Raw genomic sequence first — 19,466 nt, 5'->3', positions numbered from 1 at the left:
GCTCAGCCCGAACGGATGAGGCACGGATCAGTTTTCGAACTTGTCCGCCACCAGGCGGTCGATCAGACGCACGCCATAGCCGGTCGCGCCCTTGTCCCAGGTGCCGCCGGGCTTGTCGGCCCAGACCATGCCGGCGATGTCGAGATGCGCCCACTTCACGCCATCTTCGATGAAACGCTTGAGAAACTGCGCGGCGGTGATCGATCCGGCAAAGCGCGGGCCGATATTCTTCATATCGGCGATCGGGCTGTCGATCAGCTTGTCATAGGCCGCCGACAGCGGAAAGCGCCACAGCGGGTCGCCCACCGACTGGCCCGCCGCGATCAGATCGGCCGCAAGGCCGTCGTCGTTCGAGAAGATGCCGGCATATTCATTGCCGAGCGAGACGATCATCGCGCCGGTGAGCGTTGCGAGATCCACCACCACTTCGGGCGAATAGGTGCGCTGCGCCCAGGTCAGCGCGTCGCACAGCACCAGACGGCCTTCGGCGTCGGTGTTCAACACCTCGATCGTCTGGCCCGACATCGACGTGACGATGTCGCCGGGGCGCTGCGCATTGCCGTCGGGCATATTTTCGACCAGGCCGCAGATGCCGACGACGCGCGCCTTGGCCTTGCGCCCGGCCAGCGCCTTCATCGCGCCGGCGACCGCACCCGCGCCACCCATGTCCCACTTCATGTCTTCCATGCCGGCACCCGGCTTGAGCGAAATGCCGCCAGTGTCGAAGGTCACGCCCTTGCCGACGAACACGACCGGCTTTTCGACCGCACCGTCGGTGCCGTCCCATTCCATGGCCAGCAGCCTCGCTTCACGCACCGAACCCTGCGCCACGCCAAGCAGCGAACCCATGCCCAGCTCCGCCATCGCCGCCTTGTCGAGAACCGTGATCTTGACGCCGAGCTGCTCCAGATGGCGGCAGCGTTCGACGAAGCTTTCGGGATAAAGGATGTTCGCCGGTTCCGACACCAGTTCGCGAGTGAAGGCAACGCCCGCCGCAATGGCAGACAGCTTCTCCCAGGCGGCGTCCGCACCCGTCGCCACCAGGGTAATGGTCTTGAGCGTCGGCTTGGCCTTTTCGGCCTGGCGTGTGCGATAGCTGTCGATCCGCCAACCGCGAAGCTGCGCGCCCAGCGCCAGATGCGCCGCCTGATCGCCGCTCGCGCCGCCGACAAATTCGACGGCGGCGTGGGCCGCACCGCTGACATTGAGCTTGGCGGTCAGCGCCGCGCCGGCCTTTTCATAATCCTGCTCGCTCGCGCCGCCGACACCGACCAGCAGCACGCGCACCGTCTTGCCCGCTTCCTCGGCGAAACTTTCGAAGCTCGTGCCGGCCTCTCCGGTGAAGCGCGATGCGGCCGCGCCCGCCGCCAGGGTCGACGCCGCGGCAAGCGGCAGTCCGTCGACGCCGCCTTTGGGCAGGGCGAAGACCAGCGTGTCGGCATCGGGCCGGGTTGGGCTGAACTGGATATCCATCTGGCTCTTTATCCTCTTGTGGCCATGGGCGGCGAAAACCGCGCTCTTGATTGCCAGATAGTGTGCTTTCCCCGTCTGGCAAAGCCGTTCGACCGATTTTGCTCCGCAAGATGAACCAGGAACGATTGCCGAGCCGCCTTCTGTGCGATAGGCGGATGGCTGATGCGCCCGTCGATGAGGCCTTACCGCTTGCAAAACATCCTGTTCTCCATTTCCTTACGTGCTGCCTTGCTGGGTGGCGTCGCACTCGCCGCCAGTTCTGTCGCGCAGGCGCAGCAGCTTAACGAGCCGCAGACGCCGGTCAGCGCGCCAGATGCGCCGGTGCCGGACAATGAGGATCAGATCGGCTTCGCCGCCGACGCGCTGCAATATGACAGCAACAGCGAGATCGTCACCGCGAACGGCAATGTCCAGCTGCTGCGCGACGGCAATCGACTGCGCGCCGACAGGGTCGTGTGGAACCGCAATACAGGGAAAGTGGAGGCGCAGGGCAATGTCTCCGTCACCGATCCCGAAGGCAATATCGCCTATGGTGATCGGTTCGACGTCACCGACACGCTGAAGGACGGCGCGGTCGACAATATGCTGCTGGTGCTCCAGTCCGGCGGCCGACTCGCGTCGACCAAGGGCGAGCGCGTCAACGGCGTCTACACGCTCCATCACGCCGCCTATACCGGCTGTTCGGTCGAGGACAGCGACGGCTGCCCTAAGGAGCCGACCTGGCAGATCAACGCTGTCCGCGTCATCTACGACCCGACGCGCGAGCGCGTCACCTACAAGAACGCCAATGTCGAACTGTTCGGCCTGCCGCTGATCCCGTTGCCCGGCCTCAGCCACCCGGTCGGCGACAATGGCGGCAGCGGCTTGCTGGTGCCGAACCTGCGCTACGACCGCAACAATGGTTTCGAGGTCGCCCTGCCCTATTATTTCAAGTTGGCGCCCAACCGCGATGTCACCGTCACGCCGCACGTCTATACCGAGACGCTGCCGATGCTGGAAACCAATTACCGGCACCTCTGGGATCGCGGCGCGTACCAGATCACCGGCTATGTCACCTATGGCCGGCGCGTGGGAATCGGCGATTCCGATGCCGTCGCCGCCAATTCGCAAAAGGATATTCGCGGCCACCTCGATGCCAGCGGCGCGCTGCAACTGTCGCCCGAATGGAGCGTCGACGGATCGATTCGCGTCGCCACCGACCGCACCTTCCTGCGCCGCTACGACATCAGCCGCGAGGATAGGCTGCGGTCGACCATCGGCGCGCAGCGGATCGGCGATAACAGCTATTTGTCGATTCGCGGTTGGGCAGTGCAGACGCTGCGCCAGGGCGATTCGCAAGGGCAGACGCCGATCGCCCTGCCGGTGATCGACTATCGCCTGCGGATGAAGGACCCGTGGCTCGGCGGCGTGCTGCAATTACAGGCGAACACGCTGGCGATCACCCGCACCAGTGGGCAGGATACGCAACGCGCCTTCGCCGCCGCCGAATGGAATCTCCGCACGCTGACCGGCCTGGGCCAGGAAGTCACCTTCACCGGCTATCTGCGCGGCGACGTCTATCACAGCAGCGACAATCTGCTGACCAGCGTCGTCAGCTATGCCGGCGATCCGGGATGGCAGGCGCGCGGCATCGCCGCCGCGGCGGTCGACATGCGCTGGCCCTTCGTCGGTGAAGCGTTCGGCGGCGTCCAGCGTATCGCCCCGCGCGTGCAGATCGTGGCGGCGCCGCATCTCGCCAACCTGTCGTTGCCCAATGAGGACGCGCGCGCCGTCGACCTGGAGGACAGCAACCTCTTCGCGCTCAACCGTTTCGCTGGCTATGACCGGTTCGAGGATAGCTCGCGCGTCACCTATGGCATCGAATATAGCCTGGATCTGCCCAACTTCTCGCTCCAGAGCAATGTGGGCCAAAGCTATCGCCTCGACGATCGCACCAGCATTCTGCCCGACGGCACGGGTCTGTCCGACCGAACCTCCGACATCGTGGGGCGCACTACGATCCGCTACAAGGATTTCATCGCCTTCACCCACCGTTTCCGTCTGGACAAGGATAATCTGGCCGTCCGCCGGAACGAGATCGACGCGACCGTCGGCAGCAAGAAGACCTATGCCATGGTCGGCTATCTGCGTCTGAACCGCGACGCCATGTCCGCGCTGGAGGATTTGCAGGATCGCGAGGAACTGCGTCTGGGCGGCCGCGTCCAGTTCGCCCGCTTCTGGTCGGTGTTCGGATCGACCGTGATCGACCTGACCGACGCGAGGGAAGATCCGGGCAGCATATCCGATGGCTATCAGCCGGTTCGCCATCGACTGGGGATCGCCTATGAGGATGATTGCCTGACGCTCGGCTTCACCTGGCGGCGCGATTATCAGACCAATGGCGACGCCCGAAAGGGCAATGGTTTCCAGCTACGGCTAGCTTTCCGCAATATTGGCATATAAGGATCACGCTTCCCGCGTTCCCGTCAGGGCTGGTTAAGGCGGATCGGTGCATCACGCGCCGGACCGTATTGGAGATTGTTGCCGACGATGCTGCCTGTCGTTTCTACGTCCAACCGCATGATCCACGGCGTTCGTTCCGGTTTGCGCGCCCTGCTCCTGTCCTCCGCGCTGCTTGGCGTCGGCATCCAGCCCGCTGCCGCGCAGACCGTCGACGACACGGACAATGTCGCTTCCCAGCAGCTCAACCTGCCCAAGGACGTCACCGTCTTCGGCAAGAGCGATCCCAATGTCCGCAAGGCGACGGCGATCGTCAACGGCCGCATCATCACCGGCACCGATGTCGACCAGCGGCTGGCCCTGATCATCACCGCGAACGGCGGCAAGGTGGCGGACGAGGAAAAGGAGCGCCTGCGCGTCCAGGTGCTGCGCAACCTGATCGATGAAACGCTGCAGATCCAGGAAGCGGCCGCCAACGACATCAAGATCGATCCGGCGGAGGTCAATCAGAGCTATGAGCGGGTCGCGGCCAATTTCCGCCAGTCGCCCGCCCAGTTCGACGGCTATCTGCGCGAAAAGGGCAGCTCGTCCGCCAGCATCAAGCGCCAGATCGAGGGCGAACTCGCCTGGAGCCGCCTGCTTCGCCGCAACATCCAGCCCTTTGTCAACGTGTCGGAGGAGGAAGTGAAGTCGGTGGTCGATCGCCTCAACGCCGCCAAGGGCAGCGACGAGTTCCGCATCGGCGAAATCTATCTGTCCGCGACCCCGGAAAATCGCGACCAGATCATGGCGAACGCCCGCAACATCATCCAGCAGATCCAGCAGGGCGGCAGCTTCCAAGCCTATGCCCGGCAATTTTCCGAAGCGTCGACCGCGGCGGTCGGCGGCGACCTGGGCTGGATTCGCCCGGCCCAGCTGCCGCCCGAACTGGCGCAGGCAGCATCGGAAATGCAGGTCGGCCAGATCGCCGGCCCGATCGAGACGGTGGGCGGCGTGTCGCTCATCTACGTCATGGACAAGCGCAAGGTATTGACCGCTGATCCGCGCGACGCGCTGCTGAGCCTCAAGCAGCTGTCCGTCCTCTTCCCGCAGGGCACGACCAAGGAGCAGGCCAGCGCCAAGGCCGCCAGCTTCGCCGCCGCGGTCAAGGAGATCAAGGGTTGCGGCCAGGCTAATGAAGTCGGGGCGAAAATCGGCGCGGACGTGGTTGATAACGATAATGTGAAGGTGCGCGACCTGCCGCCGCAGCTTCAGGAAATCCTGACCAACCTCCAGGTCGGCGAGGCCACCCCGCCCTTCGGCTCCATCACCGACGGCGTGCGCGTGCTGGTGGTCTGCGGACGGGACGATCCGGCGTCTGCCAATGCGCCCAATGCCGACCAGATCATGGCGCAGCTGGAAGAAGAACGGGTCAACAAGCGCGCGCGCATCTATTTGCGCGACCTCCGCCGCGATGCCGTCATCGAATATAACTGACCCCTCGAGCCTCCCGCCTTTCGCCGTCTCGCTCGGCGATCCGGCGGGGATCGGCCCGGAGATCGTCGCCAAGAGCTGGGTGATGCGCGAGGCGCGAGGCCTGCCGCCCTTCTTCGCGGTCGGCGACGCGGCGTCGCTGCGCGCGGTGTGGCTCGGCCCGATCGCGCCGATCAGCGCGCCCGAGGAAGCGGGGGACGCGTTCGGCTCCGCCCTGCCCTGTCTTCAGGTTGCAGAGGCCGGCGAGATCGTGCCTGGCAGGCCCAGCACCGACGGCGCCCGGACGGCCTTCCAGTCGCTGGAGGTCGCGGTCGGCCTTGCGCGCACCGGATCGGCGGCGGGGATCGTCACCGCGCCGGTGGGCAAGGAACAGCTTTACGGCGTCGGTTTCACCCATCCCGGCCAGACCGAATTCGTCGCCGAACGCTGCGGCGTGGCGCCGCATAATGCGGTGATGATGCTGGCCGGCCCGTCCCTCAAGGTCGTGCCGATCACTATCCATATTCCGCTGGCCGACGTGCCTTCGGTGCTGACCATCGATCTGATCCGCGCCCGTGCGCTGATCACCGCCAAGGGATTGCAGCGCAATTTCGGCATCGGCCGCCCGCGTCTTGCGGTCGCTGGCCTCAATCCCCATGCGGGAGAAAATGGAGCGCTGGGCCGCGAAGAAATCGAGGTGATCCGCCCCGCGATCGACTCTCTGCGCGAGGATGGGCTGGATATTGTCGGGCCGCTGGCCGCTGATGGCATGTTTCATGCGCGGGCGCGCGAAGGCTATGACGCCGCGCTCTGCATGTATCACGACCAGGCGCTGATCCCGATCAAAACGCTGAATTTCGACGACGGCGTCAACATCACGCTGGGCCTGCCGATCGTGCGCACCTCGCCCGACCATGGCACCGCCTTCGGCATCGCCGGCACCGACAGCGCCAATCCCGGCGCGACGATAGCAGCGCTGAGGATGGCGGCCGAAGCCGCCCGCGCGCGCATCGCCCATGGTTGAACCTCGCCCAGCGCTGCCGCCGCTGCGTGATGTCATCGCGCGGCACGGGCTCGCCGCGAGCAAGGCGCTCGGCCAGAATTTCCTGTTCGACGAGCAGTTGCTAGGCCGGATCGCCGCGATCCCCGGCCCGCTCAAGGCGGCGCGCGCCTTCGAGGTCGGTCCCGGCCCCGGCGGTCTGACCCGCGCGATCCTGCGCGCGGGGGCGCAACTAGTCGTCGTCGAGCGCGACGATCGCTGCCTGCCGGCTCTGGCCGAACTGCAGGAGGCCTTCCCGGGCCGGCTTCGCGTCATTTCCGGCGACGCGATGCAGGTCGATGCGCGCACGGAAGTGGGGGAAGGCGCACATATCATCGCGAACCTGCCCTATAATGTCGGCACGCCGCTGCTGGTCGGCTGGCTGTCGGCGGACTGGTCGCCCCTGCCCTGGTGGCGGAGCCTGACCCTGATGTTCCAGATGGAAGTCGCAGAGCGCATCGTCGCCAAGCCCGACACCGATCATTATGGCCGGCTGGCGGTGCTGTCGCAGTGGCGCAGCGAGGCGAGGATCGCGATGAAAGTGCATCGCAGCGCCTTCACCCCGCCGCCTAAGGTGATGTCGGCGGTGGTCCACCTGACCCCGAAGCCCTCGCCCGAAGGCGTGCAGCTCAAACATCTGGAGCGGCTGACCGCCGCCGCCTTCGGCCAGCGGCGCAAGATGCTGCGCCAGAGCCTCAAGGGGTTGCCCGGTGCGCTGACGGCGCTGGAGGCCCAGGGGATCGACCCGCAGCGCCGCGCGGAAACCGTCAGCGTCGAGGAATTTGTCGCGGTCGCCCGGCGACTGGGCCAAGGCTGAGCCTCAGTCCCTTTCGCCGTCAAGTTGCGCGATCTCATCATCAATGTCGCGCAAGGCGTCAGCCCGGTCCTCGGCGGGCATCCGTGCGGCGGCGATCTGGGCGCGGGCGGACATCAGTCCGGCGCGCGCGGCGGCCTTGCCCATGCGGGCGGCCTGCCGGGCCTGCGCTTCGATGGCGCGTTCGCAGATACGGACGCGGATGTGACGGCGGCCATTGGCGTCGGTCCAATCGCGATGGCTGGTCATCTGGTCGCCGTCGCACCCTTCGCGGACATCGACGATCGGCACCATGCGGGCAATCTCCGCTTCGGTGGGAATGCGATGGGTTTCGACGCGGCCATCGGCATGGCTGACGGTGATCCGGCCCCTTTCGCTGCGCACGGTCACGGGCGGCACGGGAGGAACCGGCGGAATCGGCGCGACCATGTCGGCGGCGGGCGGGACCGGAGGTGGCGGCGCGGCATGGGACAGCGGATCGCCATGACCAAGCGCGGCCGGCGCAGCAGGCTCAACCGGGGCCGCGGGCGCAGCCGGGACGGCAGGCGCGGCGGGCACGGCCGGAATGCCGGCCTGGACCGGCCGGGCCACAAGGTCCGTCAGACGGGCAAGGTCGGCGCTTTCCACCTTCTCGGTGATCGCCGCCATCTGCTGCGCGGCGCGGCTGCCCGATGCGGTGAGGGCAAGGCCGGTGGCGGTGACAAGGGCGACGGCCGCCATGCCCCAGCTGATGCGTCGCAGCGATGTTTCATGAGACGACAACATTTTCAGCCTCCCTTTGAGCGTGGCGAGACGGGTGAGATGGCAGGCGCCGGCGAACTGCCGGCCGCCAGCGGCCTTCAGGATGGCGCGACCATAGGCATGGGCCTGGTCACTGCCGTAGAGCGAGAGCACGCGTGCGTCGCAGGCGGTTTCCTGGTCGGCGCGATAGGCGCGGTAGGCGATCCAGGCGACGGGATTGCACCAGTGGATCGCCAGCAGCAGCAGCGCGATCATGTTGGCGGTCAGGTCGCCGCGCATATGATGCGCCCGCTCATGCGCGATCGCCATGTCCTGCTCCTGCGGATCGTAGCGCAGGGCGAAATCGACCGGCAGCACGATGAAGGGCCGGAAGATGCCGAAGGCGAGCGGGCCGGACGCCTGCGGGCTGGTGACGATGCGGATGCGGCCTTCCTCGCCCACCTGCGTCGATCCGGCCAGCATGTGGCGGCGGAAACGGACATAGCCGACCGCCTGCACAGCCAGGAAGGCGATCAACCCCGTCAGCCAGACCGCGATGGCGATTTCCAGCCAGGGCATGTCCGGCGCGGCATTGGTCAGGGCGATGGCCGGTTCATCGTTGAGCATTGCCGGCAACCCCGCCTGATCGACCGCAACATGCAGCGGCGAGGGATCGGCGACAGTGTCGGGCAGCGCAGGCAGCAGCATCCGCACGAGCGGCAGAACCCAGAGCATATAGGCCGCCCCCGCCCCCAGCCAATGCGCGATCGGCCGTCGCAGCATCATGACCAGCGCCATCAACAAAGTGGTGGCGATCAGCGTTTCAACCAGCCAGACGCTCATGATTTCAATCCTTTCAGGATTTCCTCAAGCTCGGCGATATCTTCCGCCGTCAACTGATCCTGTTGCGCCAGCTGGGCGACCAGCGGCGATACCCGCCCGCCGAACAGCCGGTTCACCAGCCGCCCGGATTCGCCGGCGACATAATCGTCGCGCGCGACCAGCGGCCGATAGAGAAAGCGGCGGCCATCCTGATCCGCGGCGATCACATCCTTCGCCATCAACCGCGACAACAGGGTCTTGACGGTTTGAAGGCTCCAGTCACGATCGGCGGCGACGCGGTCGGCGACGTCGTTGGCGGTCTGCGGCGCGATTTCCCACAGCGCTTCCATCACCACCAGTTCCGCTTCGCTGATCTTCTCGCTCACGTCCTGAATCCGACTCGCATGTTTAACAACTACAGACGTAATCGCATCGATTACGAATGTAGTCAACAGGGACCACGACGGGAGGCGCCCCTTTGATCCTTTCGCCGAAGTTCACGGTGTCGTGGCCGATTTTCGGCCATTCGCGCCTGTAAAGCGCTCGCGAAGCGACTGGAACGCGCCTCCGACGCGACACCCATATGCCTGCTGCGCGACAGGTGCGCGACACACCCGCGACAGCGACAGATATCGGCGCCGCGCGGGTCCGGTGCAGCGGTGAAGGCGCAGGCATGGGCTTCCATCCGGCAGGATAGATCAGAGAAAATCCTACATTGGAAGAGGCGGGACGCGGATGACATTCCGTTGATCTGTCCGTCCCGGACAGCAACGGATGACGATCAAGCCGATATCATCCGCGATGCGAAAAGGGACGGCCCGGCATCCCGGACCGCCCCTTGCTGCGTCATTCGCAAGCCCGATCAGCTGGCGGCGGCAACGCCCTGGTCGGTCATCAACTGTTGCAGTTCGCCGGCTTCATACATTTCCATCATGATGTCGCTGCCGCCGACAAATTCGCCCTTCACATATAACTGGGGGATGGTCGGCCAGTCGGAAAAGGCCTTGATGCCCTGGCGAACCCCCTGGTCCTGCAACACGTCGACCGTGTCATAGGCGACGCCCAGATGCTCCAGGATCGCAATCGCGCGGCTGGAAAAGCCGCATTGGGGGAAAAGCGGCGTGCCCTTCATGAAGAGCACAACGTCATTGCCGTTGACGATCTCGGCGATCCGCTGCTGCACGGCGTCGGTCATTTTGCTGGTCCAATTCTCTCTGGCGTCGCCATATGGGCGCGCGAACATCCTGATGGCCGTTAGTTGGGAACGGCGGTGGTGAGTTGCAAGGCGTGGAGCACGCCCCCCATGCGCCCGCCAAGCGCGGCATAGACGGCACGCTGCTGGGCGACGCGGGTCATGCCGCGGAAACTTTCCGACACCACGCGGGCGGCATAATGGTCGCCGTCCCCGGCAAGGTCGGTAATCTCGACCTGCGCATCGGGAATGGCGGCCCTGATCATGTCCGCAATATCGTCCGCCGCCATGGGCATGGGATAGCCTGCCTTACTGGTTCGAGTGGACTATTGGGCTTCGATGAACATGCGGCGCGCGATCACCGCCTGCTCGTCGAGCGCAAGGCGCACGCCCGCTTCATCGATGTCGATTCCGGCCGAGGTCATGTCGCCCAGCAGCTTGCGAATGACATCCTCGTCACCCGCTTCCTCGAAATCGGCTTGCACGACGGCCTTGGCATAGGCGTCGGTTTCTTCGGGGGTCAGGCCCATCTTCGCCGCAGCCCATTCACCCAGCAGCCGGTTGCGGCGCGCCTGGATGCGGAACTGCATCTCCTGATCGTGGGCGAACATATTTTCGAACGCCTTTTCGCGATCGTCGAAGGTGGTCATGTGTCTTGGCCCTGTTGCAAGCTGTATTTGACTAATTGATAGGCAGAAGCGCGAAATTACGCAACGCCGAGCGCAGGCGCGGGCACGATCCAGGGACGTTCCTGTGCCACTTTGGCTTCATAGCCGTCGATCGCGTCGCCCTGATCCAGCGTCAGGCCGATTTCATCGAGACCACCGAGCAGGCAATGCTTGCGGAACGGGTCGATCTCGAAAGTGAAGCGGTCCTGGAACTGGGTGGTGACGGTCTGCGCCTCCAGATCGACATGGATCGGATCGGGCGTTCCGTTGATACCTTTGGCAACCTCCAGCAGCCGGTCGACCGCCGCCTGCGGCAACACGACGGTCAATATGCCGTTCTTGAAGGCATTGCCCGAAAATATGTCGGAGAAGCTGGGCGCGATCACCACCTTGATGCCCAGGTCGCCGAGCGCCCAGGCGGCATGTTCGCGGCTGGAGCCGCAGCCGAAATTGTCGCCCGCGATCAGGATCGGGCTGCCCGCATAGTCGGGATCGTCGAAGACGTTGCCCGGTTCCTTGCGCAGCACCTCGAACGCGCCCTTGCCGAGGCCGGAGCGCGAGATCGTCTTGAGCCAATGCGCCGGGATGACGATGTCCGTGTCGACATTCTTCATGCCGAACGGATAGGCCCGGCCGTCGACCACGTTCAGTTTTTCCATCAATGAACCTTCTTCGTCTCGGCCGCCGGCGTGTCTTCGGCGCGGCCCAGCGTCGCGGCCATCGCCGCGCTAGCCAGCGCACCCAGCGTCAGCAGCCAGAAAATCTTCTTCACAGCGCCATCCCCTCTTTTTCGTTCAACATTGCGCGAACGTCGGTCAGACGGCCGGTAATGGCCGCCGCCGCCGCCATGGCGGGCGACACCAGATGGGTGCGCGATCCCGGCCCCTGACGGCCCATGAAATTGCGGTTGCTGGTCGAAGCGCAACGCTCGCCCGCCGGCACCTTGTCCGGGTTCATGCCGAGGCAGGCCGAACAGCCCGGCTCGCGCCATTCGAATCCGGCGTCGAGGAAGATGCGGTCCAGCCCTTCCTCTTCCGCCTGGCGCTTGACCAGGCCGGAACCGGGGACGACCATGGCGTGCTTGATGCCCGATGCGATATGGCGGCCCTTCAACAGAGCAGCGGCGGCGCGCAGATCCTCGATCCGGCTGTTGGTGCAGCTGCCGATGAAGATATGCTCGATCGCGACATCCTCCATCCGCTGGCCGGCAGTGAGGCCCATATAGTCGAGCGACTTCTGGGCGGCGGCCTGCTTGGACGGGTCGGCGAAGCTCTGCGGATCAGGGACCACGCCGGTCACGGGCACGACATCTTCCGGGCTGGTGCCCCAGGTGACGTTGGGCACGATGTCGGCGGCGTCGATGACGACGGTCTTGTCGAAGACGGCGCCCTCATCGGTGACGAGCGTCTTCCACCAGGCGACGGCGGCGTCGAAATCCGTTCCCTTGGGCGCCATCGGACGGTCGCGCAGATAGGCGAAGGTCTTTTCGTCAGGGGCGAACAGACCGGAGCGCGCGCCCGCCTCGATCGACATATTGGCGACGGTCAGGCGCCCCTCGATCGACATGTCGCGGAAGACGGAGCCGCGATATTCCATGACATAGCCGGTGCCGCCCGCCGTGCCGATCGTGCCGCAGATGGCCAGCGCCACATCCTTGGGCGTGACGCCGGGCGCCAGCTGGCCATCGACGACGACCGCCATGGTCTTCGACTGTTTCAGCAGCAGGGTCTGGGTGGCGAGCACATGCTCGACCTCCGACGTGCCGATGCCGAAGGCCAACGCCCCCAGCGCGCCATGCGAGCTGGTATGGCTGTCGCCGCAGACGAGCGTGGTGCCCGGCAGGGTGAAGCCCTGTTCCGGGCCGACGACATGGACGATGCCCTGTTCCGCATCGGCATCGCCGATCAGGCGGACGCCGAATTCGGGCGCATTGCGCTCCAGCGCGGCAAGCTGCTGCGCGCTTTCGGGATCGGCGATCGGGATGCGGTTGCCCTGCGCATCGCGGCGCGGAGTGGTGGGCAGGTTGTGATCGGGCACCGCAAGGGTCAGATCGGGCCGGCGCACCTTGCGGCCGGCCAGGCGAAGCCCCTCGAACGCCTGCGGGCTCGTCACTTCATGGACGAGGTGCCGGTCGATATAGATGAGACAGGTGCCGTCGGGGCGGCGCTCGACAATGTGCGCGTCCCAGATTTTTTCATAGAGAGTGCGAGGCTTGACCATATCCTCCTCCCCCTAAACCCGTCAGGGCCATGGGGAAAGGGGGTGAAGGACCGAAATCGGCAGTTTTTCCTATCAACCGGGCAAGAATGTTACACAGTCGCGACTATTGCGCCCGATAGTCCGCGACGATGCGCCCGGCCGCGCCAATCTCCGCCTCATGGCTTTCCTCGCGCCAGGTTTCGGCCAGCGCCTCCTCTTCCCATTGCTGCATGGCGGGTTGGGCCAGCATATGGTCGACCCAGGCCTGCGCGATCGGCCCGACATCGAGACCATAGGTGCGGACGCGGAAGGCGACCGGGGCGTAGAAGGCGTCGAGCGCGGTGAAGACCCTGCCTGCAAGGAAGGGGCCGCCGAAGCGGTCCAGCCCCTGCTCCCACAATTCGCGCAGGCGGGCGATATCCTTGTTGAGCGCTGGTGAGTGCATATGCGGTTCGACGCGGACGCCGACATTCATGGTGCAGTCGCTGCGCAAGGTGGTGAAGCCGCTGTGCATTTCGGCCGCGGCGCATTGGGCGAAGGCGCGCGCGGCCTCGTCCGCCGGCCAGACGCCGGGATGACGATCGGCGAGATAGAGAGTGATGCCGAGCGAATCCCAGACGGTGCGCCCTTCGCCATCGGCCCCGTCCACCAGCGCGGGCACCTGTCCGGTGGGCGAAAAGCTGCGGAAGGCGGCATAGTTGGTGGCGGCAGCGAAGGGTTCGATCCGGTCCTCAAACGGGATGTGCAGCGCCTTCATCAGCACCCACGGGCGCAGCGACCAGCTGCTGTAATTGCGGTTGGCGGTGATGAGCGTGTAGGACATCGGCTTTCCTTCCTGTGCAAGCTGCGCGCGAAATAGCCGATGGGGTAACGGCGATATAGCCGCAACGATCCATGCAGCTGACAAGTTGGGCTTATGGACGCCCGTTCGTTTCGAGCATAGTCGAGAAGGTCGCGCGAGGGTTCTCGACAAGCTCGAACCGAACGGACGCTGACGGGTCTAGCCAAGCCCTTGATCGCGCGGCACAAGGGCGCATCGCAGGCGGCATCCGCTGCCGCCCTTTCCCCGTCATGGAGTTCCTTTCCCGTGAACCGACGCCAGTTTCTCGCCACCAGCGGCGCCACCGCCATCGCAGCTGCTACGCCCCGCGCCCTTGCCCAGACGGGTGACGCCGATGCGCGCCTGCGGGCGATGCTGGACGGCTTCTTCTACGAGCGGCTGGAGGAGTCGCCCGAAAGCGCCACGCGGCTCGGCCTCGACACCGGCGCGCGGGCGGCGCTGCGCGGCAAGCTGACCGATACCAGCGCCGCCGGGGCTGCGCGCGAACTGGCGCGGACCAAGGCGCAGGCGAAGCAACTGGAGAGCGTTGATCGCGCCGGGCTGAGCGCGGCGAGCCAGCTCGATTATGATGTCGTCGCCTATCAGCTCGACCGCGCCGTTGGCGGCGAGCGCTTCGGCTACGGCGAGACGGCGGGCCGCTATGCGCCCTATATTCTTTCGCAGCTCACGGGCAGCTATCGCGAGGTGCCCGATTTTCTGGATTCGCAGCATCGGGTGAAGGATGCGACGGATGCCGACGCCTATCTGGCGCGCCTGGAAGCCTTCCCCGCGGCGATGGACGGCGAGCTGGACCGGCAGAAGACGGACGCCGCCAAGGGCGTGTTCGCGCCCGACTATATTCTCGACACGACCATGAAGATGCAGGCGGCGCTGCGCGACCAGCCGGCGGCGCAGACCGTGCTGGTCGCCTCCTTCGCGAAGAAGCTGGCCGCCGCCGGCCTGCCGCCCGAGCGCGCCGCGCAAGCCGAGAAGATCGTCGCGGAGAAGATCTTCCCCGCTGTCGATCGCCAGCGGGCGCTGGTGCAGCAATTGCGGGCCAGGGCCGTGCATGATGCAGGCTGCTGGCGCCTGCCCGACGGCGAGGCCTTCTACGCCGCTGCCGCCGAGGCCGCGACCACCACGAAGCTGACGGGGGAGGAAATCCACCAACTGGGCCTTGATCAGGTCGCGAATATCTCCAGCCGGATCGACACCATCCTGAAGGGCGAGGGGATGAGCCAGGGGACGGTCGGCGACCGGCTGGTGGCGTTGAACAAGCGTCCCGACCAGCTTTTCCCCAACACCGATCCGGGGCGCGAGGCGCTGCTGGCGCAGCTCAACCGCCAAATCGTCGCGATGCAGAAGCGGCTGGGCGAAGCGTTCAACACCGTGCCCAAAGCGCCGGTGGAGGTGCGCCGCGTGCCGGTGACGATCCAGGCGGGCGCGCCGGGCGGCTATTATCAGAACGCCTCGCTCGACGGGTCGCGGCCGGCCATCTATTTCATCAATCTGCGCGATACGTTCGACCGGCCGAAATTCGGCCTTGCCACGCTGACCCATCATGAAGCGGTGCCGGGCCATCATCTACAGGTGTCGGTGGCGCTGGAATCGGATTCGATCCCGATGATCCGCCGGCGCGGCTTCTACAGCGGCTATTCGGAAGGTTGGGCGCTCTATTCGGAGCAGTTGGCCGACGAGATGGGCATGTATGAAGGCGATCCGCTGGGGCAGGTCGGCTATCTCCAGTCGCTGCTGTTCCGCGCCACCCGGCTGGTGGTCGATAGCGGTATGCACGCCAAGCGCTGGAGCCGGGAGAAGGCGACCGATTATCTGATCGCCACCACCGGCATCGCCCGCGGCCGCAGCCAGGGCGAGATCGACCGATACACCGTCTGGCCGGGCCAGGCGTGCAGCTACAAGATCGGCCATACGGTGTGGAACGACCTGCGCGAGGAAGTGAAGCGGAAGCAGGGCGACAAATTCGACCTCAAGCAGTTCCACGAGGTGCTGACTCTGGGCGCGATGCCGCTCGACATATTGAAGCAGACGGTGCGGCAGCGAGCGGGGATCGCGTAAAACCACGCCCGTTCGCTTCGAGCGAAGTCGAGAAGCCGATAGCATTTAGCGTGCGTTTCTCGACAAGCTCGAAACGAACGGATGTTGGCGCGTCGACAAAAAACGGCCCGGCGTGCTCCGCCGGGCCGTCCAGTTCCTTCCACCCAAATCGCGAGGGGCGTGTCGATATCCCCGCGAACTGGCTGTTTTCACGGCCCCGGCCGCGAAACTTGCACTTTCCATCATCGTGACGGAAGGGGAACCCATCCCCCCGGTGATCATCGGGATATCACAGGGAGGATGGATGACCTGCGGCCTGCACGCCGCAAGGAATAGCCATTTCATCGTCATCCCCGCGCAGGCGGGAATGACGTTTCAGTTTATGCCGCGAACTGGTTCCCCGGCGGCCGTCAGGCCGCGAACTGGTTCATCGTGTTGTGCGCGCCGCCGGCCTTGAGCGCGGCTTCGCCGGCGAAATATTCCTTATGGTCGTCGCCAATGTCGGAACCGGCCATGTTCTGGTGCTTGACGCAGGCGATGCCCTGGCGGATTTCCTGACGCTGCACGCCCTTGACATAACCCAGCATCCCCGCCTCGCCGAAATATTCCTTCGCGAGATTGTCGGTGCTGAGCGCCGCCGTGTGATAGGTCGGCAGGGTGATGAGGTGGTGGAAGATGCCCGCCTGCGCCGCCGCATCCTTCTGGAAGGTGCGGATGCGTTCGTCCGCCTCGATGCCGAGGTCGGTGGCGTCATAGTCCGCGCTCATCAGCTTCGCCCGGTCATAGGCGGAAAGGTCGCGGCCTTCCTTCTCCCAGGCGTCGAAAACCTGCTGGCGGAAGTTCAGCGTCCAGTTGAAGCTGGGCGAATTATTGTAGACTAGCTTGGCATTGGGGATGACTTCGCGGATGCGGTTCACCATCCCGCCAATCTGGCCGATATGCGGCTTTTCCGTTTCGATCCACAGCAAGTCAGCGCCATTCTGGAGCGCGGTGATGCAGTCGAGGACGCAGCGATCCTCGCCGGTGCCGGCGCGGAACTGGTAGAGGTTCGACGGCAGGCGCTTGGGCTTCAGCAACTGGCCGTCGCGGCTGATGAGGACGTCGCCATGGCCGATCGCGGCCGGATCGACCGGATCGCAATCGAGGAAGCCGTTATACAGGTCGCCGATATCGCCCGCTTCACGGGTATAGGCGATCTGCTTGGTCAGGCCCGCGCCCAGCGAGTCGGTGCGCGCGACGATCACGCCGTCGTCGACGCCCAGTTCGAGGAAGGCGTAGCGGACCGCGCGGATCTTCGCGAGGAAGTCCTCATGCGGGACCGTGACCTTGCCGTCCTGATGGCCGCACTGCTTTTCGTCCGAGACCTGGTTCTCGATCTGGATGCAGCAGGCGCCGGCCTCGATGAACTTCTTGGCGAGCAGATAGGTCGCCTCGGCATTGCCGAAGCCCGCATCGATGTCGGCGACGATCGGAACCACATGGGTTTCGTAGCTGTCGATCTGCTGCTGGAGCTTTGCGGCCTTGACCTCGTCGCCTTCCGCGCGGGCCTTGTCGAGATCGCGGAACAGACCGCCCAGCTCGCGGGCGTCGGCCTGGCGCAGGAAGGTGTAAAGTTCCTCGATCAGCGCGGGGACGCTGGTCTTTTCATGCATCGACTGGTCGGGCAGCGGACCGAATTCGCTGCGCAGCGCGGCGACCATCCAGCCGGACAGATAGAGATAGCGGCTTTTGGTGGTGCCGAAATGCTTCTTGATGCTGATCATCTTCTGCTGGCCGATGAAGCCGTGCCAGCAGCCCAGCGACTGGGTGTAGTTGGCCGGGTCGGCATCATAGGCGGCCATGTCGGCGCGCATGATCTTCGCGGTGTAGCGGGCGATGTCGAGCCCGGTGTGGAAGCGGTTCTGCACCCGCATCCGGGCGACGGATTCGGGGGCGATGCCGTCCCAGTGGGACTGTCCGCCGACAAGGTCGCCGGCCTTCGCGATTTCACTTTGATAGGTCATCTGTCCATCCTTGGGTGAGCGGGAATGGACAGCGAAGTAGACAGTCTCGAACCTGTTGCGCACCCCTGCCAAAGTCTAGTTGTCGATCTTTACAAAAATCTGCTGTAAAGTTGTAAAGGCTGCACAGGAGAATCATTGTCATGGCCAAGGATCGCCCGGTTTATATGGGGCCGCGCCTGCGGCGGCTGCGGCGCGACCTGGGGCTGACGCAGGCGGACATGGCGGCGGACCTGGAGATTTCGCCCAGCTATGTGGCGCTGCTGGAACGCAACCAGCGGCCGCTGACCGCCGACATGCTGCTGCGGCTGGCGCGCACCTACAAGCTGGACATGGCCGAGGTGGCGGGCGACGGCGGCGCGGAACAGACGGCACGGTTGCAGGCGGTGCTGAAAGACCCGATGTTCGCCGACATCGACCTGCCCCAGCTCGCCACCGGCGACGTGGCGGTCAATTATCCGGGCATTACCGAGGCGCTGCTGCGGCTCTACACCAGCTATCGCGAGGAACATCTGGCGCTGGCGGATCGGGGGGCGGGGCTGGAACCGCAAGAAGAGGTCGCCGATCCGGTCGCGGAATCGCGCCGCTTCCTCGCTGCGCGACGCAACAGCTTTCCGCTGCTGGACGATGCGGCGGAGAAATTGGCGGCCGAGGCAGAGGCCGAGGGCGGACTGACCGCCTGGCTCAAGGCGCGGCACAATCTGCGGGTGCGGCGGCTGCCGTCGGACGTGATGGCCGGGTCGATGCGGCGGCTGGACCGGCATCGCGACGCGGTGCTGCTGGACGATGCGCTGGACGGGGCCAGTTCGCAGTTCCAGCTGGCGCTCCAGATCGCCTATCTGGAGATGCGCAAGAGCTTCGACGCGTTGCTGAAGGACGGGCAGTTCAGCGGGACGAGCGGCCAGCGATTGGCGCGGCGGGCGCTGGCCAGCTATGGCGCGGCGGCGATATTGATGCCCTATACCGGCTTTGCGAAAGCGGTGGAGGCGAAGCGCTATGATGTGGAGGCGCTGGCGCGGCAGTTCGGGACGAGTTTCGAGCAGACCGCGCATCGGCTGACCACGCTCCAGAAGCCGGGGCAGGAGCGCGTGCCCTTCTTCTTCCTGCGGGTCGACCCGGCCGGCAATGTCAGCAAGCGGCTGGACGGCGCGGGCTTTCCCTTCGCGCGCCATGGCGGCTCCTGCCCGCTCTGGTCGGTGCATCGCGTGTTCGAAACGCCGCGCCAGGTGGTGACGCAATGGCTGGAACTGCCCGACGGCCAGCTTTTCTTCTCGATCGCGCGGACGGTGACGGCGGGCGGCGGCGGATGGGGGGCGCCCAGGGTGGAACGCGCGATCGCGCTGGCCTGCGCGGCCGAACATGCCCATCGATTAATCTATACGCAGGACGCCGCGCCGGTGGAGCCGACGCCGATCGGCGTCACATGCCGTCTGTGCCATCGCACCCAGTGCATGGCGCGATCCGCCCCGCCGATCGGGCGCGAGATGCTGCCCGACGATTATCGCCGGACGCGCGCGCCCTTCGGTTTTGCGGATGGATGAAAAGGGAGCGGAAAAAAATGGGGGAGATCGCGAAGGCGCGCTCATCCCCCAACCATGTCGCGCCCTGCCGGTTTTGCCGGCGGCATCCTCTCCCAAGAAACTATTATGGGCGCGGCATCAGCTAAAATCTTGTAGCGCGGCAGTGAGACAAAAAAAAGGCCGGCCCGAAGGCCAGCCTGAAAGTTTTTAGGAGAGGATGCCTGAAAGGCACACCCCCTCTGCCAACCGACCG

General features: G+C 65.4%; 16 protein-coding genes. 6 read left to right on the top strand and 10 right to left on the bottom strand.

What is annotated here, in order from left to right:
* Window positions 1–27: 27 nt before the first annotated feature.
* A complete protein-coding gene (locus AC58EF_RS02210) occupies window positions 28–1,473 on the bottom strand; it encodes a leucyl aminopeptidase (RefSeq protein WP_497274115.1) in 1,446 nt (481 codons plus the stop codon).
* Between the two features lie 174 nt (window positions 1,474–1,647).
* On the opposite strand from AC58EF_RS02210, the gene AC58EF_RS02205 reads away from it, so the two are divergent.
* The 4 genes from AC58EF_RS02205 to rsmA all read left to right on the top strand — a co-directional run bounded on the left by AC58EF_RS02205 (window position 1,648) and on the right by rsmA (window position 7,220).
* Entirely contained in the window at window positions 1,648–3,915 is a 2,268-nt protein-coding gene (locus AC58EF_RS02205) for an LPS-assembly protein LptD (protein WP_497274114.1), read from the top strand.
* Window positions 3,916–4,002: 87 nt separating this feature from the next.
* The gene (locus AC58EF_RS02200; RefSeq protein ID WP_497274113.1) at window positions 4,003–5,388 is read left to right on the top strand and encodes a peptidylprolyl isomerase; all 1,386 of its coding nucleotides are present in this window, start codon (window positions 4,003–4,005) and stop codon (window positions 5,386–5,388) included.
* Window positions 5,366–6,388 (top strand): 4-hydroxythreonine-4-phosphate dehydrogenase PdxA, encoded by a 1,023-nt coding sequence (pdxA, locus tag AC58EF_RS02195; RefSeq protein ID WP_497274111.1) that lies wholly within the window; start codon window positions 5,366–5,368, stop codon window positions 6,386–6,388. Before AC58EF_RS02200 ends, pdxA begins: the two co-directional genes overlap by 23 nt.
* Complete coding sequence (gene rsmA / locus AC58EF_RS02190) at window positions 6,381–7,220, top strand: 16S rRNA (adenine(1518)-N(6)/adenine(1519)-N(6))-dimethyltransferase RsmA (RefSeq protein WP_497274110.1); 840 nt, start codon at window positions 6,381–6,383, stop codon at window positions 7,218–7,220. The genes pdxA and rsmA overlap by 8 nt, the downstream gene beginning before the upstream one ends.
* Before the next feature lie 3 nt (window positions 7,221–7,223).
* Here the strand turns inward: rsmA and AC58EF_RS02185 are convergent, their stop codons facing one another.
* The 8 genes from AC58EF_RS02185 to AC58EF_RS02150 all read right to left on the bottom strand — a co-directional run bounded on the left by AC58EF_RS02185 (window position 7,224) and on the right by AC58EF_RS02150 (window position 13,641).
* Complete coding sequence (locus AC58EF_RS02185; RefSeq protein WP_497274108.1) at window positions 7,224–8,780, bottom strand: M56 family metallopeptidase; 1,557 nt, start codon at window positions 8,778–8,780, stop codon at window positions 7,224–7,226.
* Entirely contained in the window at window positions 8,777–9,145 is a 369-nt protein-coding gene (locus tag AC58EF_RS02180) for a BlaI/MecI/CopY family transcriptional regulator (protein ID WP_497274106.1), read from the bottom strand. The genes AC58EF_RS02185 and AC58EF_RS02180 overlap by 4 nt, the downstream gene beginning before the upstream one ends.
* A 476-nt stretch (window positions 9,146–9,621) precedes the next feature.
* On the bottom strand, window positions 9,622–9,954 hold the full coding sequence (gene grxD / locus AC58EF_RS02175; protein WP_497274104.1) for a Grx4 family monothiol glutaredoxin: 333 nt from the start codon (window positions 9,952–9,954) through the stop codon (window positions 9,622–9,624).
* 59 nt (window positions 9,955–10,013) lie between these two features.
* Window positions 10,014–10,247: a BolA family protein gene (locus tag AC58EF_RS02170; RefSeq protein ID WP_497274103.1), complete on the bottom strand. Its 234-nt coding sequence runs from the start codon at window positions 10,245–10,247 to the stop codon at window positions 10,014–10,016.
* 30 nt (window positions 10,248–10,277) lie between these two features.
* Window positions 10,278–10,601, bottom strand: coding sequence for a DUF1476 domain-containing protein (locus tag AC58EF_RS02165; RefSeq protein ID WP_497274101.1), 324 nt, complete (start codon window positions 10,599–10,601; stop codon window positions 10,278–10,280).
* Between the two features lie 56 nt (window positions 10,602–10,657).
* Window positions 10,658–11,278, bottom strand: coding sequence for a 3-isopropylmalate dehydratase small subunit (leuD, locus tag AC58EF_RS02160; protein ID WP_497274100.1), 621 nt, complete (start codon window positions 11,276–11,278; stop codon window positions 10,658–10,660).
* A 109-nt stretch (window positions 11,279–11,387) separates the two neighbouring features.
* Window positions 11,388–12,839 (bottom strand): 3-isopropylmalate dehydratase large subunit, encoded by a 1,452-nt coding sequence (leuC, locus tag AC58EF_RS02155; RefSeq protein WP_497274098.1) that lies wholly within the window; start codon window positions 12,837–12,839, stop codon window positions 11,388–11,390.
* Window positions 12,840–12,942: 103 nt separating this feature from the next.
* A complete protein-coding gene (locus AC58EF_RS02150; protein WP_497274096.1) occupies window positions 12,943–13,641 on the bottom strand; it encodes a glutathione S-transferase family protein in 699 nt (232 codons plus the stop codon).
* A gap of 264 nt (window positions 13,642–13,905) precedes the next feature.
* Here AC58EF_RS02150 and AC58EF_RS02145 point away from each other — a divergent pair, with 264 nt between their 5' ends.
* Entirely contained in the window at window positions 13,906–15,714 is a 1,809-nt protein-coding gene (locus AC58EF_RS02145; RefSeq protein WP_497274094.1) for a DUF885 domain-containing protein, read from the top strand.
* A 389-nt stretch (window positions 15,715–16,103) separates the two neighbouring features.
* On the opposite strand, the gene AC58EF_RS02140 is transcribed toward AC58EF_RS02145, so the two are convergent.
* The gene (locus AC58EF_RS02140; RefSeq protein ID WP_497274093.1) at window positions 16,104–17,696 is read right to left on the bottom strand and encodes an isocitrate lyase; all 1,593 of its coding nucleotides are present in this window, start codon (window positions 17,694–17,696) and stop codon (window positions 16,104–16,106) included.
* Between the two features lie 140 nt (window positions 17,697–17,836).
* Here AC58EF_RS02140 and AC58EF_RS02135 point away from each other — a divergent pair, with 140 nt between their 5' ends.
* Entirely contained in the window at window positions 17,837–19,234 is a 1,398-nt protein-coding gene (locus AC58EF_RS02135; RefSeq protein ID WP_497274091.1) for a helix-turn-helix domain-containing protein, read from the top strand.
* Window positions 19,235–19,466 lie beyond the last annotated feature (232 nt).

This window comes from Sphingobium sp. WR1, assembly GCF_059693745.1.
This window is presented reverse-complemented; position numbering and strand designations above follow the sequence as displayed.